The sequence below is a fragment of the Marinomonas foliarum genome, assembly GCF_016906065.1.
Classification (GTDB): domain Bacteria; phylum Pseudomonadota; class Gammaproteobacteria; order Pseudomonadales; family Marinomonadaceae; genus Marinomonas; species Marinomonas foliarum.
Genome location: NZ_CP070273.1, coordinates 1,847,962 through 1,863,396, shown reverse-complemented (window position 1 = coordinate 1,863,396; position 15,435 = coordinate 1,847,962). Strand labels below are relative to the sequence as shown.

The following is a 15,435-nucleotide window of genomic DNA, read 5'->3' as shown; positions in this document are numbered from 1 at the left end:
CGTTTAGAGGCTTTATTATTTGTTGTTCACATTACCAGATGGCCCTTGGGTGATCTGTTTGTTCTAAGTATTTTGGAGTTTATATGGCTCAGCTCGCTTCCGCGTTAGTGACCATGCTTTTGGGTGTACTGGGATGTGCTGTGTATTTTTACGGTTCTAATATCCTATTGGATAAAGTGTTTCCGACAAAAAGTGGACCTGCTCAAAAAGTCGCTCGAAATCTGCGTATTTCCAATACCATTCGTCCTTGGCTGTTTTTAGGCCCAGCGGTATTGTTGCTGACGTTTTACCTATTTTATCCCGTTATCGACTCCATTCGCTTGTCTTTCTTTGACCGTAGCGGCGACGAGTTTGTTGGTATTTCAAACTACGTGTGGCTATTTGGCAGTGATGAGTTTTTTGAATCCTTCCGTAACAACATGTTGTGGCTAATTGTTGTGCCCACAGCAGCGACGTTTTTTGGTTTGGTTATCGCCACCATGACAGACCGTATCTGGTGGGGAAATATTGCGAAAAGTCTGATTTTTATGCCGATGGCTATTTCGTTTATCGGTGCATCGGTTATTTGGAAATTCATCTACGATTTTCGCAGTGGCGGTGATGCTCAAATTGGTTTGCTCAATGCCGTTGTGGTGTTCTTTGGTGGTGAGCCACAAAATTGGATCACGATTCCTTTCTGGAACAACTTCTTTTTGATGATCATCCTAATTTGGATTCAAACCGGTTTTGCGATGGTTATTTTGTCTGCTGCGCTACGCGGAATCCCCGATGAGACCATTGAGGCAGCGGTATTAGATGGTGCTAACGGCGTACAGATTTTCTTTAAAATTATGGTGCCGCAAATTTGGGGAACCATTGCTGTTGTTTGGACGACGATCACCATTTTGGTTCTTAAGGTGTTTGATATCGTGCTGGCGATGACAAATGGTCAATGGGATACGCAAGTCTTAGCGAATCAAATGTTTGATTGGATGTTCCGTGGTGGTGGCGATTTTGGTCGTGGCGCTGTGGTTGCCATTGTGATTATGGTGTTGGTTATCCCTATTATGATTTGGAATATTAAGCGTGCGAACGCAGAAATGGAGGAGCGTTAATATGATTGCATCATCGAAACGTTCCCCGTTGACTTACTTGGTACACGCCACTGTGTTGTTTTTGGTGGTGATTTGGACTATCCCAACAGCAGGGTTATTTGTTTCCTCTATCCGTGACAAAGACCAGTTGTCTGTGTCTGGCTGGTGGACGGCACTATCGACTTCTGAACAGCGTATTGTTGACCGTGCGAATGGTCCGAAAACTCAAACCCAAGAGGGTGATCAGTTCGTTATTCGCGGTAATTTGTTGACGAACTCATCTGCAGTTATCACGCAGTTTGGTTTTAGCTCATTAGATCCTGAAGCATTTGCCGCGGGAACCTTGGCTGAAATGAGGAATGGTCAGACATTACAAGTGATGGCGAATGGTGACTACGCTCTTGCTTCCCCTGCGCAATGGAAGGGATCTCGAGGACAACGAATTTTTTATACGGCAGAAGTGCCTCCGCGTTTTACCTTGGACAACTATCGTGAGGTGTTGAGTGCTGAAGGTTTAGGCCAATCGTTCCTAAACTCCTTAACGGTGACGATTCCTGCGACGATTATTCCTATTTTAGTGGCGGCGTTTGCTGCGTATGCATTGGCTTGGATGCGTTTTCCAGGCCGAGCGTTATTGGTCGCTGCAGTAGTGGGCTTGTTGGTAGTGCCACTGCAAATGTCGTTGATTCCTTTGTTAAAAAGCTACAATTTGATTGGTGAATTCTTTGGTGTTGGTTCAAAAACCTATGTAGGGATTTGGCTGGCGCATACGGGATTTGGTCTGCCTTTAGCGATTTATTTATTACGTAACTATATCGCCGGACTGCCGAGTGAAATCATCGAGTCAGCTCGTGTGGATGGGGCGTCAGACTTCGATATTTTCCGCAAAATTATTTTGCCCTTGTCATTTCCTGCGTTGGCCTCGTTTGCCATTTTCCAATTTCTTTGGGTATGGAACGACTTGCTAATCGCCATGGTTTTCTTGGGAAATAATGAAGAGCATTTGGTATTAACCGGTCAGCTGCGAGAGCTACTAGGGTCTCGAGGTGGTAATTGGGAGATTCTGACGGCGTCGGCGTTTATTACCATTATTGTTCCTTTGTGTGTCTTCTTCAGCTTACAGCGCTATTTAGTGCGCGGTTTGTTGGCAGGTTCTGTGAAATAACACCCGTTGCGCGAGTGAGTTGAGCTTGGCTCCTCACTCAAAGTACGTATTTAGATTGAGGCGATTGAATCATGGCAGATGTAAAGTTAACCCATGTTAAAAAGATTTATTCCAATAAAGTGGAAGTGTTAAAAGACATCAATTTAGACATTAAAAAAGGCGAGTTTATCGTTTTTGTTGGGCCTTCAGGCTGCGGCAAGTCAACCTTGTTGCGCATGATCTCTGGTTTGGAAGAAATTTCAGCAGGTACTTTAGAGATAGATGGTCAGGTGGTGAATGATATACCGCCGGCACTGCGCGGCATTGCGATGGTTTTTCAAAGTTATGCGTTGTATCCGCATATGTCGGTGTACGACAACATGGCGTTCAGTCTACAGATCGCTAAGGTCGGTAAAGAGAGCATTGACCAGCAGGTGCGTAAAGCGGCTGATATGTTGCAACTCACTCCTTACTTGGATCGATTGCCAAAAGCACTATCCGGTGGACAGCGTCAGCGTGTGGCGATTGGGCGTGCGATTGTTCGTCGACCTAAAGTATTTTTGTTTGATGAGCCTTTGTCGAACTTGGATGCAGCATTGCGTGTCGCGACTCGTATGGAAATTGCTAACTTAAAAGACAGCATGCCGGACTCAACCATGATTTATGTGACCCATGATCAGGTGGAAGCTATGACCTTGGCGGATCGTATCGTGTTGTTGTCTGCGGGTAACATTGAACAGGTGGGGTCGCCATTAGACTTGTATGAGCATCCAGCTAATGTCTTTGTTGCTAAGTTTATTGGTTCGCCAGCAATGAATGTGGTGCCTTGTCGTATCGAGAAAACCGGCGAGCAAACCCAGGTGTCTTTATCTTCTACCGTTATGGTTGAAACTCCCATTATTACTGGCAGCAGCGAGCAAGCTAAAGCGGCATTCTTTGGCATTCGCCCAGAAGATTTATTGGTTGTAGCGACTGAGGCTGAAGGCTTCTTATCAGGTCAGGTAACGTTTGTTGAGTCCTTAGGTGAAGCAACTTTACTGTACGTCACTGTTCCAGGCTGTGAAGAAATGGTGATTGCGAAGCAAGCAGGTACCTTGAAAACTCAACGTGGAGACACTGTCCATCTGTCTGCTTTGCCTGAAAAAATGCATTTATTTGATGATAAAGAAGTGTCTTATCGTCGTTAATCATTTGAATTCTTTTTATTGGAGCACTGTGTTGCTCCCTGTTTTAGTTGTTTATGGAGAGCCGTTATGACGACCAGTTTGAATTGGTGGAAAGGTGGAGTGATTTACCAGATTTACCCACGTAGCTTTATGGATGCGAATGGCGATGGTATTGGTGATTTAGCGGGTATTACGAGTAAGCTTGATTACGTAGCGTCATTGGGTGTGGATGCAATTTGGTTGTCGCCTATTTTTACATCGCCAATGAAAGATTTTGGTTACGATGTGTCAGACTATTGTGATATCGATCCTATGTTTGGCACGTTAGCGGATTTTAAAGCCTTAATTGACCGTTCTCATGAGTTAGGACTCAAGGTTATGATCGATCAGGTTATTAGTCATTCTGCAGATGCCCACCCTTGGTTTGAAGAAAGTCGACAAGATAAAACCAATCCTAAAGCCGATTGGTATGTATGGTCGGACCCAAAACCAGATGGCTCACCACCAAATAACTGGTTATCTATTTTTGGTGGTAGTGCATGGAAGTGGGACAGTCGTCGTTTGCAGTATTATCTGCATAATTTCTTGGAGTCTCAGCCTGATTTTAATTTCCATAACCCTGATGTACGTAAAGCACATTTAGATAATATGCGTTTTTGGTTAGATATGGGGGTTGATGGTTTCCGTTTGGATACGGTGAATTTCTATTTCCACAGTGAAGGTTTGGAAGATAATCCTCCTGTACCCGCTGGTGAGCCAAAAACTATGGGGGCGCCACACGATAATCCTTATACTTACCAACGTCATGTATACGATTTGAGCCGCCCAGAAAATCTCGATTTTCTAAAAGACATGCGTGCCATGATGGACGAATATCCGGGTACGACAACAGTGGGCGAAATTGGTGACGATTTTCCACTCAAGCGCATGGCGGAATACACTTCTGGTGGCGACAAGCTACATATGGCGTACACCTTTGATTTTTTGAATAAACCACATACGCCAGACTATATTCGTGATGTGTTGAAAAACATGCAGGAAATTGTGGGCGATGGCTGGCCATGTTGGGCGTTGTCAAACCACGATGTAGAGCGTTCTCGTACTCGCTGGGGGGCTAATGAAGATGGTGAAGCCTACCCTTTGGTTGCTTTAGCGCTTATTTTATCTCTACGTGGTAGTGTGTGTTTGTATCAAGGTGAAGAGTTAGGTTTACCTGAAGCGGATGTGCCGTTTGAACGAATTCAAGATCCTTATGGCATTCCATTGTGGCCTGTATTTAAAGGCCGTGACGGTTGTCGTACGCCAATGGTGTGGGATAAGTCACTATTAGGTGGTTTTTCTACGGTAGAACCTTGGTTACCTGTATCTAAAGAGCAGTTACCTTTGAGCGTGGCTGAGCAGGAAGCGAATCCAGATGCACTATTGCATAAGGTGCGTCAGCTGATTCATTGGCGCCAACAGCAACCAGCACTGGTTAATGGTGAGTTATCACAGCGTGACGTGAACAATGCTCAATTAGTTGCTTTGGTTCGTGAATATCAAGGTGAGCGTTTGCTTGTGGTGTTGAATATGACAGGAGAGTCGCAACAAGCGACTGTAGGGGCTGATATCATGACTGAACTACAAGGACATGGCTTTGTGTCAACGTTGAATGGCCAAGCCTTGACGTTACCAGCGTATCAAGCGTTTTTCGCTAAGCTTTCTTAAACCTCTCTGCTATACGACATTCTGTTTTAGTAACAAACAAGCCGATTTTTGGGAGACCTAAATCGGCTTGTTTGTCGTTGTTATTTTGCAATTATGGACAGTGAGCATGACAAAAAATATAAAAAAGCTGACTTTAAAAGATGTCGCAGAGCGCCTGAAGGTGTCTACGGCAACTATTTCAAATGCGTTCAATCGCCCAGATCAATTATCGGCTCATTTGCGTGAAAACATTCTGAGTGAATGTGAAAAAATGGGCTACTTTGGCCCTAATGCCGCTGCTCGAAGCTTGCGAACAGGTCGAACAGGCATCGTTGGTATAGTGCTCTCGGATGACTTGAGTTATAGCCTAACTGACCCCGTTGCGAATCAGTTTCTGAAGGGCATGGCGGAAGTCTTTGAAGCCAATGAATACAATATGTTACTGCTGTCGTCTGACCATGTGGAACAAGATGCACAAAGTCGGATGCAGTCTTCTATGGTGGATGGTTTTATCGTTTACGGCCACAAACCTCAGCAATGTATTAACGCTCCTTGGTTAATGCCGAATAAAAACATCATTACAGTAGACAGTTTTATTCCAGGTACTACGTCGGTCAACATTGAAAACCACAGTGGTGCTTATCGTGTGGCAAGCCATGCGTTGCAGCACAAACCTGAGGCCGTCGCCATTTTAGGATTGAGCTTGTTGGATACAGATCGCGTTTGTCGTATCCGAGAAGATGAGCTATTTGATCGTGCAGCGTCGATTTCTATTCAACGCTTGCATGGTTACTTCGAAGCCTTGGAAGAGCATCAATTATCGGTGGCCTCTGAGTATATATGGAATATCCCAGAGAATAATCATAAGCAGGCGTATCAAGCCGCCCGCGAAGCATTAACCATGGCGAAACGTCCACAGTTGTTACTGTGCATGAGCGACTGTATTGCTATTGCTGCAGTGCAAGCCGCTTTGCATTTAGGTTTGCGAGTGCCTGAAGATTTACAGGTCGTGGGCTTTGATGGGATTGCGGAAAGTGCCAATATTCACCCTTCGATCACCACAATCCACCAGCATACAGTGGAAAAAGGTCGCGTGGCAGCCGAAGTGTTCTTAGGACTTAGAGAGGCCAGGGACGTGGTGTTAGAAACCGAATTGGTCGTCCGTGAGAGCTGCCCCTCGATTATATAGAGCCTTACATCCAATAATTTGAAATGTCAGCTTCGGGGTCCATGTGATAAGAAATCTGTGCTTGCAGTAGTTCCGCCGATGACAAGGCATCTGTGAGTGCGTGATGAGCCTTGTAGCGAGGCAGTTTATAACGTTGTCGACACGCGTCTAAACGCAGCGATGGTCGTCTGCCAAAGCGCTGCCACCAAGGTTTGAAGGTCGCTTGGCGCTCAATATCCATGGTATCAAGTACCGGAAAGTACAGCGGATAACCGTAGGCTTTCATTGAGGCTTCGAGTAGAAACTGTCGCTCTATAGAGACGCAATGCACAACAACCACTTGATTTGTTAACGCGATGAGTATCTCGTCTAAAATAGCATTCAAAGAGGGCGCTCCGGCCAACTCAGCATGGGTTATTTCATGAATCGTTACGGATTCAGCGTTCAATGAATGCTCTGGTTTTGCCATCCAGTATTTCGCACCTTGGCAGCGAATGATCTTGCTGCTTAGTGGGATCAAACCAAGGCTGATAATCTCGTCTTGGTGTGGGTCAAGCCCTGTTGTTTCCAAGTCCAACGCCAGTAAAGGCGCGTCTTTCAGAGAAGTGTTGGCAGCAATCATACCAGCTTGGTAATAGCGTTTTAATGGGCCTTCAGGTGCTTCTTCAGCCCATTGCGCAAACATTTCCTGCCAGTCTTGAATCTCTTCTTCTTTTTTATTTTTCAATACGTGTTTTGACATTTAACTACGCTTCCCTGCATATCGGAATTTGATGAACTCCTGTTGGCGAGAAACGATGTGGAATGCATCGCGCAAATGACGCTTTTCAAATGAAGAAAGATGTTCTGGGTTAACGTGATTATTTGGCTCTTCGCCTGCTTCAATCTGCTCTTTTTGGTTGCGAATTCGTACCATGCCGATCATCTCTAGTGCCAAAGCAAGATCTTTGGCTCGACCACCTGGTAACAAGCCTGCCGCTTCGATGTCTTCTATTCGCTCCAAGGTGTTGAGTTTGTCGCTCCCGCAGGCAAGGGCGTGTACTCGGACAATGTCGATAATCGGAGCAATGCCTCGTTCTTTTAAGTTGAAGGTACGTGACTGCTTACCTTCACCGTCTAAGACAAATTGTCTAAAGAAGCCAAGCGGTGGTTTGCGCTGGTTGGCGTTTCTTGCCATAAAGGTTAAGAAGCCAGAGTGCTGTTGAGCTTGTTGACGTATGTGTTGGTTCAGCTGTTTGGCGAGAGTTTTGTCTCCATAGATACCGCGTAAATCAAAGAAAATAGACATACGCAACAAGGCTTCCGCTTTGGGTTTTTGTATCCAATCGCTAAAGTATTCTTGCCACACTTTTAACGGCTGACGCCAGCGTGGGTTAGACGCCATGATGTCGCCAGTACAAAGTGTGTAACCACATTCGTCAAGGTTCCGACATACCCAGTCACTTAATGCTTCAAAGTACTCACCATGTAGTGTCTTGTCGTATTTATCGCTTAAAATAAGAGCGTTGTCTTGGTCTGTTTTAATGGTTTGTTCTTCGCGTGCTTGTGAGCCAAGTGCAATAAAGCAATAAGGTACTGGTGGCGGTCCGTATATTTCTTCTGCCAATTGCAAAAGCCGTTTCACAAACGCGGTGCCAATGTGCGACATCGCATTACCAATCATTTGCGTATTGGCATCTGCGACCACAAGTTGCGTGAAAGTATGGGTCATTTTTTGACTGATGCTTTTTAAGCCTTCAATGCTGGTTTGCTTATAAATATCACTGATCAGATAGACACTGCCATGGCTTTCTTTTTGAATGATGTCGCCTGTGCTGACAACGCCAATAGGTCGACCGTTTTTGACGATTGGGATATGGTGAACGTTGCGCTCCATCATTTTTAGCACAGCTTCTGATGCATAGTCACCGCTGTCCATGACGATAGGGTCGCGCGTCATTATTTCTGATACCGGAGTGTCGTAAGCCAGACCTTGAGCCACTGCTCGTGTGCGCAAATCTCGATCTGTAAGTATGCCTATAAGTTCGTCGTTGTCAGTAATTAATAAACTAGAAACACGGTGCTCTGCCATGATTTGAGCGGCGACACGAATGTTTGAGTCTATGTGTGTGCTGATCGGAGGTCGTCTTAATAAGCTGACGACAGGGCACGTCATTAAGGAGACATCCGAATTTTGCGCATCCATGGCAGCACGTAATCTTGCTTCGCGAGCCAGCTGGAAAAAATCAGAAAAATTATCATTTTCTTGATGCAGTTTGAGGAACCAGCGAGCAGGAATACGATACAAAAGGCTATCTTCAATGGTTCGCATCGCCTGAGAGGATTTACCGCCACGTAAAATAGAGGCGTAACCAAACAGCTCACCTTCGTTCATACGTCGAATTAACTTTTTCTCTTTGCTGAGAATCTCTATTGCACCGCTACGAATAAAGAACAAGGTGTTGTTCAGTGCACTTTGAGCGATAACCATTTCCCCAGCGCGAACATACTGGATCTCTATTTCTTTCGCCATATCATTAAGTTGCGGGTCGTCTGCAATTTCATTGAATGGGGCATGTTGGCAAAGCGCTTCAAGTATTTCTGTTAATTCGACGTCCATAATACATTCCTGTTTATTAGAGCCTTTTTATTGAAGTAATGGCGAAGCAATGGTCACTGCGCCTAAGATAAGAAACAACAAACAAGCAAGCTGACGAGTTCGGTCAGCATTTATTCTATCCATGATCCAGTTGCCAGCAAAGACAACAGGCACATTGGCTAACATCATGCCAATAGTGGACCCGAGCAATACCATCCAGACACTGCCGTAGTGTGCGCCTAGCAAAACAGTGGCAATTTGAGTTTTGTCACCAATCTCTGCAAGAAAAAATAATACAAAGGTGGCGCCAAATGCACCGAATTTCAGCATGCTATTATCATCACTGTCGTCTTTGTCTGGAATCAATAGCCATAGACCCACCGCTATAAAGCTTAGACCAACTACCCAGCTAATGGCACTTTCTGGAATCCATTGTGCGACCTCAACACCAATCCAAGCCGATAATGCATGGTTGAGTAATGTGGCGGCAAGAATACCAAGGACAATAGAGGATTTAGACGCGAAGCGCGTAGCAAGGAATAGAGCGAGAAGTTGGGTTTTATCTCCCATTTCCGCGAGAGCGACAGTGGAGACTGATGTGAGTAGTGCTTCCATTTGATAGGTCCTAGGTGGGCAATAAAACGAAAGACAACAAACCTGAGCCCACCTGAGCCAAGTCATTGTCTTAAGTCTCACCAATCCCAACGATTTATTATCGAGTCAGGACTTCTTTGCCATGAGCTTGAGGCTCAATTATGTTGACAAAGAATCTTTGCAGTTTGTATGTGCAAAGAAGATTACTCCCCTAAGAGGACGCAGAGAATATAGCATTTATATTAAAAATACAACGCGGTCAGACACTGCTGTCCGCGTTGCTCTGCAATATAAATTATTTGTACAAGTGCATATCGCTATGTAGACCTTTCCATAGACTTACACACATGACCAACATGAGCAAAGTAAACGGTAGGCCAATGGTAATGGCTGCAGCTTGGATAGCACCAAGTGCTTCAGAACCACCACCAACAAGCAATGCAATCGCAATGATACCTTCTAGGACCGCCCAGAAAACACGTTGGATCATTGGTGCGTCAGTTTTACCACCAGCGGTAATACCATCGATAACCAAAGAACCAGAGTCTGAAGAGGTTACGAAGAATACCAACACAAGAATGATACCAACGAAGGAAATCACAGACGTCATTGGTAGGCTGGCAAACATTTGGAACATAGCTAGAGAAGAATCAGAAATTCCGTTTGCTAATGCACCAATGCCATTTGCAGATTGATCTAGAGCTGATCCGCCAAAAATAGACATCCAGACAAGAGAAACAACTGTTGGAACCAATAGAACAGCTACAAGGAACTCACGAACAGTACGACCACGAGAAACGCGCGCGATAAACATACCGACAAATGGTGACCAGGAAATCCACCAAGCCCAGTAGAATACAGTCCAACCGTGGTAGAAAGTAGTATCGTCACGGCCAATCCAGTTACTTAATGGAATGATGTTTTCAACGTAGTTTAAGAAGTAAGAGCCCATTGCTGCAAAGATAGCGCCAGTGTTACCAACGATCACGATGAAGATTGCTAATACGGCCGCAATGATCATGTTCACGTTAGACAGTAGTTTTACACCGCCTTCAAGACCACGAGCTACTGAAATAATGGCAACCGCAGTGACACCTAAGATGACAATAATTTGTGTCGTTAGCGTATTTGGAATATCAAAAAGGAAGTGAAGGCCACTTGTTGCTTGTAGCGCGCCAAAACCTAGCGAAGTTGCTAGACCAAAGATAGTCGCAATAACCGAAATAACATCGATTACGTGACCGATGCCGCCCCAAACTTTCTCACCGAATAATGGGTAAAAAGCAGAACGAATCGTAAGAGGAAGACCTTTGTTATATGCAAAGAAAGCCAAAGACAAACCAACAACAGCGTAAATAGCCCATGGGTGAAGACCCCAGTGGAACATAGTTGCGCCCATTGCTAAATCTCTTGCTTCCGGTGTGTTGGCTGTGACATCAAAAGGTGTGCCGTACCAACCGGTGTAATAGCCAACAGGCTCAGCCACACTCCAGAACATCAGACCGATACCCATACCTGCTGCGAACAGCATAGAGAACCATGTGATCGTTGAATGTTCTGCACTTGCTTCGGTGCCACCAAGACGGATTTTACCGAGAGGAAGAAGGATTAGTAGCAAACAAAAGAGAACGAAAATATTACCTGCAACCATAAAGAACCAATCAAAATTATTGATCGACCAATTCTTTGCACCGGATAAAATGACACTTGCATCAGCAGGGAACAAGATACTGCCGATGATAAATGCGAAAATGATTACAGCGCTAGTACTAAAGACTGGGTTCAATACATCGAGGCCAAGAAACTGAACGTTATCTTGTCCCACCTTATACGATGTATTGTATTCTGCCCGACCATTGTCAGGTACTTTGTTAGTCATAAATCTTCTCCCGAATTAGTGAAAACTTTTCCCGAATTTTTTGCTTATATAGCCATGCCATGTGTCAGGGACTCTTGGTACGTTATTTAAACGAAAACCCACATGAATATTTTTTGCACAATACTGCTAATCAACATTAAGAGAATTCATAACATCAAATTGTTCTGAACGCGACGTTTTTGGAACCATTTCAACAGTTTCCGTCAGTCTTAGTATCATTTGAGTTTTCGTTTAAATTTTTGTCTGTTTAAGCCTTTTTCCTGTCAATAAGGACTGACTATTTAAGCTAGCGTAACTCGACGTTAAAGCTTTGAAAGAGAACAAAAAAGGCCATCGATGATGGCCTTTTTTGTTCTTAACTGGTTAAGAGTTACATCAATATGTTTAGATGTCAAATTATAGTAAACAAATTGACCGGCTAAGGAAGGAATAATTCAAGCAACTCGTTGAGGAATAATTTGCCTTTTTCGGTGGTTTTTATGCTCTGTTTTTTCCACTCATCAGTGTCTAAAAAACCTTGTTTTATTGCTATCTCACAGGCTTTGATTAGAGCGTCAGGCACATTTTGATAAGTGAATCGTTCATAATCCTTTAAATCAAAGGTTTCAAACAAGCGCAGACGATTCATCATGAACTCAAGAGGAAGGTCTTCTTGTTCTATGGCTTCTTTAATGACCAAGGCTTCAGGTAGATTATTTAAGTAATGATTTGGGTGACGGGTCTTTCGTGTACGAAATATTTGACCATTAACCAATGTGATCTTTCCATGAGCGCCCGCGCCAATTCCGATGTAATCACCGAAGCGCCAATAATTCAGGTTGTGCGCTGCACGATGATGTTCTTTTGAGTTTGCTGATACCTCGTATTGAGCATAACCATGCTTATTAAGCAACTCTTGTCCTGCATCTTGAATGCCCCACAAAGTATTGTCTTCAGGCAGCTTTGGAGGGCGGCGGTAGAACTCGGTGTTTGGTTCAATTGTTAACTGATACCAAGACAAGTGCTCAGGATTCAGTTCGATAGCAAGCGACAGGTCTTCTAATGCCATTTCAAGGCTTTGATCGGGTAAACCATGCATCAAATCTAGGTTGATATTATCGAAGCCGGCGGCTCTAGACTTATCCACAGCGTGTATCGCTTCCTCACGGTTGTGGATTCTTCCTAGGGTTTTCAACAGGTTTGGTTGAAAACTTTGAATACCAATTGATAAGCGATTGATGCCGGCTTGGCGAAAATGACGAAATTTTTCTTGCTCAAAGGTGCCTGGGTTGGCTTCCATGGTGATTTCAGCATTGTCTGCCCATGTCAGCTTGCCGCGTAGCGCATCCATGAGTCGATAATAAAAATCTTCGCTCATTAAGCTTGGCGTACCACCACCAATAAAAGCCGTTTGGATTGGTCGTCCAGCGACATAAGGCAAATCGGCGTCTAGATCGGCTAGAAGCTGCGCCAAATAAGCGTCTTCTGGAAGATTGCCATTGGCTTCAAAGCGATCCGCTTGATGGGAGTTGAAGTCACAATATGGGCACTTACGCACGCACCAAGGTAAATGTATGTATAAACTTAGCGGTGGTAACTGGGTGCTCAAAATGGCGTACCTTGCTGTACAGATGATTGTTTTTGGAAAGCACTAAAAAGCTGCTTTAAGGCCTTGGCACGATGGCTAATTTGGTTTTTTACTTCTTTTGGCAAGCTGGCGGCACTGCAAGCGCATTCTGGTACGTAAAACAAAGGGTCATAACCAAAGCCTTCCTGACCTTCCGTAGAAGTCATAATGCGGCCTTCCCAAACACCATGAAACACCAGCGGAGTAGGGTCGTCTTTGTGACGCATATAAGCTAGAACACAATGAAAGCGAGCAGTGCGTTCAAGTTCTGCTACACCCTCTAGTTTTTCTAATAACAATGCGTTATTCGCTTCATTATCGCCATGTTCACCGGCAAAACGAGCGGAGTAAATTCCCGGTGCACCATCAAGATAGTCGACTTCGATGCCAGAATCATCTGCTAAGGCTGGCAAGCCAGTATGAGCGCAAGCATTGCGGGCTTTTAAAATAGCATTCTCGATAAAACTTAAGCCCGTTTCTTCGGCTTCTTCGACGTTAAACTCGCTTTGCGGTTTTACATCAATGCCCATGTCACCCAGTAACGCATTAAATTCTTTGATTTTACCGGCATTGTTGCTGGCGAGTACGATGGTTTTATTCACGGATTTTTCCTCGATGTCGTAAAACAAAGACGGCTCTTTCGCCGCCTTGTTGCCATATTTAGTTGCTCGATTTCAATGGCTTATCATGAGCGGCTGATGTGAAATATCGCTGTTTCGCTGAATAAGTTCGGCATAGATCGAATCCACCAGTGGTCTTTTAGCTGACCATCGACTGCGGCCCAACGTAGCACTTTTATATTTTTCTCTTCACACAGGCGTTCAAAATCTTGGAAGGTAAAAAAGTGAATGTTTGGCGTGTCGTACCAGTTGTATGGCAAAAAGTCCGATACAGGCATGCGGCCTTTTAATGCCAAATGCATACGGCTACGCCAATGGCCAAAGTTCGGGAAGGTAATTATGCATTCTTTACCAATACGCAGCATTTCGTCGATCAATAAATCGGGACGACGGAACTGTTGCAAAGCATGGGTCATTAGAACGAGATCAAAACTTTGATCGTCGAAGTTTTGCAAACCTTCGTCGATATTTTGCTCTAAAACCGGAATGCCTTTTTCAATACAGGTATTCAAATCGTCATGGCCGATTTCCAAGCCATAGCCGTTTACCTGTTTATTTTGAATCAGGTGATGAAGTAATTCTCCGGGGCCACAAGCCAAATCGAGTACGCGAATATTAGGCAGTACCCATTCGTCGATTATTTCTAAATCAGAACGCATTATTTGACCTCCGTGGTTAAGCGATTGGCAACACGGGTTAAAAAGGTATTCAACACGGACATATAGCGCGGAATCGGGAATAAAAAGGCATCGTGACCTTCTGCCGCTTCTATCTTAGCGTAAGACACCTGCTTGCCAGCTTTGACGAGTGCGTTGACGATTTCTTCACTGCGCTCTGGTGAGAAACGCCAATCGGTAGTGAAGGAGACTAATAAAAATTCGCATTGCGCTCGACTTAATACTGTCGCGAGGTCGCCATTGGTTTGTGCTGCAGGGTCAAAATAATCCAACGCTTTGGTCATTAACATGTAGGTGTTGGCGTCAAAGCGTTTGGTGAAGGCTTCGCCTTGATAGCGTAAGTAGCTTTCTACTTCGAATTCAACACCGTAGTTGTATTGGTAGCTGTCATGACGCATTTGACGGCCAAATTTAGCCCCCATGGCATCGTCAGATAAATAGGTGATGTGGCCGAGCATGCGTGCCAAGCCAAGGCCATTGGTTGGCACTGAACTGTTGTCTAGGTAATTTCCATCAAAAAAGTCTGGATCACGGCGAATAGATTGACGTGCCACTTCGTTGAAGGCGATATTTTGTGTCGATAACTTTGGTGCTGAAGCCACTATCACTGCGGACTGCAAACGCGTTGGAAAGCGAATACTCCATTCAAGTACCTGCATGCCTCCTAAGCTACCACCAACGATGGCAGCAAAGGTTTGGATACCTAATAAGTTCGCTAAACGAGCTTGGCTTTCGACCCAATCTTCTACAGTGACAATTGGAAAGCTAGCTTCCCAACGTTGCCCTGTTTCTGGGTTGATGCTGGTTGGGCCTGTTGAGCCACAGCAACCGCCCAGGTTGTTAAGTGCAATAACAAAAAATTTATTGGTATCAATGGCTTTGCCAGGTCCAATCGCCGAGTCCCACCAGCCTGGTTTTTTGTCAGACATAGCATGGTAGCCCGCTGCGTGGTGATCGCCGCTGAGTGCGTGGCAAATCAAAATGGCATTGGAGGCGGCTTTATTCAGCGTTCCATATGTCTCATAGACGAGTTCGTATGATGACAGTGTTTGCCCACAAGAAAGCGTTAATGGCGTGTCGAATTGCGCAATCTGCGGCGTGACAATACCAATAGAGTCGGCTGGAATGACGTCCGGCATAGGTTTGTTTGTATCCTAATGAAAGTGCTCGAATTCCCGTGAAGAGACGTGGGAAAGTCCATCAATGAATGATGCCGTACAGTCTAGCGTTTGCGCCTAGTGTCA

13 protein-coding genes and 1 riboswitch are annotated in these 15,435 nt (G+C 44.7%); of the genes, 5 read left to right on the top strand and 8 right to left on the bottom strand.

Features of this window, described 5'->3' with window-relative positions; genetic code table 11:
* The first annotated feature begins 83 nt into the window (after positions 1–83).
* From JSY38_RS08650 to JSY38_RS08630, 5 genes are all read left to right on the top strand, one after another.
* Positions 84–1,094, top strand: coding sequence for a carbohydrate ABC transporter permease (locus JSY38_RS08650; RefSeq protein ID WP_205116477.1), 1,011 nt, complete (start codon positions 84–86; stop codon positions 1,092–1,094).
* A gap of 1 nt (position 1,095) precedes the next feature.
* On the top strand, positions 1,096–2,238 hold the full coding sequence (locus JSY38_RS08645) for a carbohydrate ABC transporter permease (RefSeq protein ID WP_114411425.1): 1,143 nt from the start codon (positions 1,096–1,098) through the stop codon (positions 2,236–2,238).
* Positions 2,239–2,309: 71 nt separating this feature from the next.
* Entirely contained in the window at positions 2,310–3,404 is a 1,095-nt protein-coding gene (locus tag JSY38_RS08640) for an ABC transporter ATP-binding protein (protein WP_114411426.1), read from the top strand.
* A gap of 66 nt (positions 3,405–3,470) precedes the next feature.
* A complete protein-coding gene (locus JSY38_RS08635; protein ID WP_205116474.1) occupies positions 3,471–5,090 on the top strand; it encodes an alpha-glucosidase in 1,620 nt (539 codons plus the stop codon).
* Between the two features lie 106 nt (positions 5,091–5,196).
* Positions 5,197–6,258 (top strand): LacI family DNA-binding transcriptional regulator, encoded by a 1,062-nt coding sequence (locus JSY38_RS08630; RefSeq protein ID WP_114411428.1) that lies wholly within the window; start codon positions 5,197–5,199, stop codon positions 6,256–6,258.
* Positions 6,259–6,262: 4 nt separating this feature from the next.
* Here JSY38_RS08630 and JSY38_RS08625 read toward each other — a convergent pair whose 3' ends face one another.
* From JSY38_RS08625 to metX, 8 genes are all read right to left on the bottom strand, one after another.
* Positions 6,263–6,979, bottom strand: coding sequence for a 3'-5' exonuclease (locus JSY38_RS08625; RefSeq protein WP_114411429.1), 717 nt, complete (start codon positions 6,977–6,979; stop codon positions 6,263–6,265).
* The gene (locus tag JSY38_RS08620) at positions 6,980–8,836 is read right to left on the bottom strand and encodes a DUF294 nucleotidyltransferase-like domain-containing protein (RefSeq protein WP_205116467.1); all 1,857 of its coding nucleotides are present in this window, start codon (positions 8,834–8,836) and stop codon (positions 6,980–6,982) included. It abuts the gene before it with no gap.
* 27 nt (positions 8,837–8,863) lie between these two features.
* On the bottom strand, positions 8,864–9,430 hold the full coding sequence (locus JSY38_RS08615; RefSeq protein WP_114411431.1) for a TMEM165/GDT1 family protein: 567 nt from the start codon (positions 9,428–9,430) through the stop codon (positions 8,864–8,866).
* Positions 9,431–9,436: 6 nt separating this feature from the next.
* Positions 9,437–9,635: riboswitch (yybP-ykoY riboswitch) on the bottom strand.
* Between the two features lie 69 nt (positions 9,636–9,704).
* Complete coding sequence (locus JSY38_RS08610; RefSeq protein ID WP_114411432.1) at positions 9,705–11,288, bottom strand: BCCT family transporter; 1,584 nt, start codon at positions 11,286–11,288, stop codon at positions 9,705–9,707.
* A 418-nt stretch (positions 11,289–11,706) separates the two neighbouring features.
* On the bottom strand, positions 11,707–12,876 hold the full coding sequence (hemW, locus tag JSY38_RS08605; protein ID WP_205116460.1) for a radical SAM family heme chaperone HemW: 1,170 nt from the start codon (positions 12,874–12,876) through the stop codon (positions 11,707–11,709).
* A complete protein-coding gene (gene rdgB, locus JSY38_RS08600) occupies positions 12,873–13,496 on the bottom strand; it encodes an RdgB/HAM1 family non-canonical purine NTP pyrophosphatase (RefSeq protein ID WP_205116458.1) in 624 nt (207 codons plus the stop codon). The genes hemW and rdgB overlap by 4 nt, the downstream gene beginning before the upstream one ends.
* An 83-nt stretch (positions 13,497–13,579) precedes the next feature.
* On the bottom strand, positions 13,580–14,173 hold the full coding sequence (metW, locus tag JSY38_RS08595) for a methionine biosynthesis protein MetW (protein ID WP_114411434.1): 594 nt from the start codon (positions 14,171–14,173) through the stop codon (positions 13,580–13,582).
* The gene (metX, locus tag JSY38_RS08590) at positions 14,173–15,330 is read right to left on the bottom strand and encodes a homoserine O-succinyltransferase MetX (RefSeq protein WP_114411435.1); all 1,158 of its coding nucleotides are present in this window, start codon (positions 15,328–15,330) and stop codon (positions 14,173–14,175) included. The genes metW and metX overlap by 1 nt, the downstream gene beginning before the upstream one ends.
* Positions 15,331–15,435: the final 105 nt, after the last annotated feature.

What these genes read in the sequence shown, in the direction of transcription:
- JSY38_RS08620 (WP_205116467.1), bottom strand. Translation starts at nt 8,836, where the DNA reads ATGGACGTCGAATTAACAGAAATACTTGAAGCGCTTTGCCAACATGCC.
- JSY38_RS08615 (WP_114411431.1), bottom strand. Translation starts at nt 9,430, where the DNA reads ATGGAAGCACTACTCACATCAGTCTCCACTGTCGCTCTCGCGGAAATG.
- JSY38_RS08630 (WP_114411428.1), top strand. Translation starts at nt 5,197, where the DNA reads ATGACAAAAAATATAAAAAAGCTGACTTTAAAAGATGTCGCAGAGCGC.
- JSY38_RS08645 (WP_114411425.1), top strand. Translation starts at nt 1,096, where the DNA reads ATGATTGCATCATCGAAACGTTCCCCGTTGACTTACTTGGTACACGCC.
- JSY38_RS08610 (WP_114411432.1), bottom strand. Translation starts at nt 11,288, where the DNA reads ATGACTAACAAAGTACCTGACAATGGTCGGGCAGAATACAATACATCG.
- metX (WP_114411435.1), bottom strand. Translation starts at nt 15,330, where the DNA reads ATGCCGGACGTCATTCCAGCCGACTCTATTGGTATTGTCACGCCGCAG.
- JSY38_RS08650 (WP_205116477.1), top strand. Translation starts at nt 84, where the DNA reads ATGGCTCAGCTCGCTTCCGCGTTAGTGACCATGCTTTTGGGTGTACTG.
- metW (WP_114411434.1), bottom strand. Translation starts at nt 14,173, where the DNA reads ATGCGTTCTGATTTAGAAATAATCGACGAATGGGTACTGCCTAATATT.
- JSY38_RS08640 (WP_114411426.1), top strand. Translation starts at nt 2,310, where the DNA reads ATGGCAGATGTAAAGTTAACCCATGTTAAAAAGATTTATTCCAATAAA.
- JSY38_RS08625 (WP_114411429.1), bottom strand. Translation starts at nt 6,979, where the DNA reads ATGTCAAAACACGTATTGAAAAATAAAAAAGAAGAAGAGATTCAAGAC.
- JSY38_RS08635 (WP_205116474.1), top strand. Translation starts at nt 3,471, where the DNA reads ATGACGACCAGTTTGAATTGGTGGAAAGGTGGAGTGATTTACCAGATT.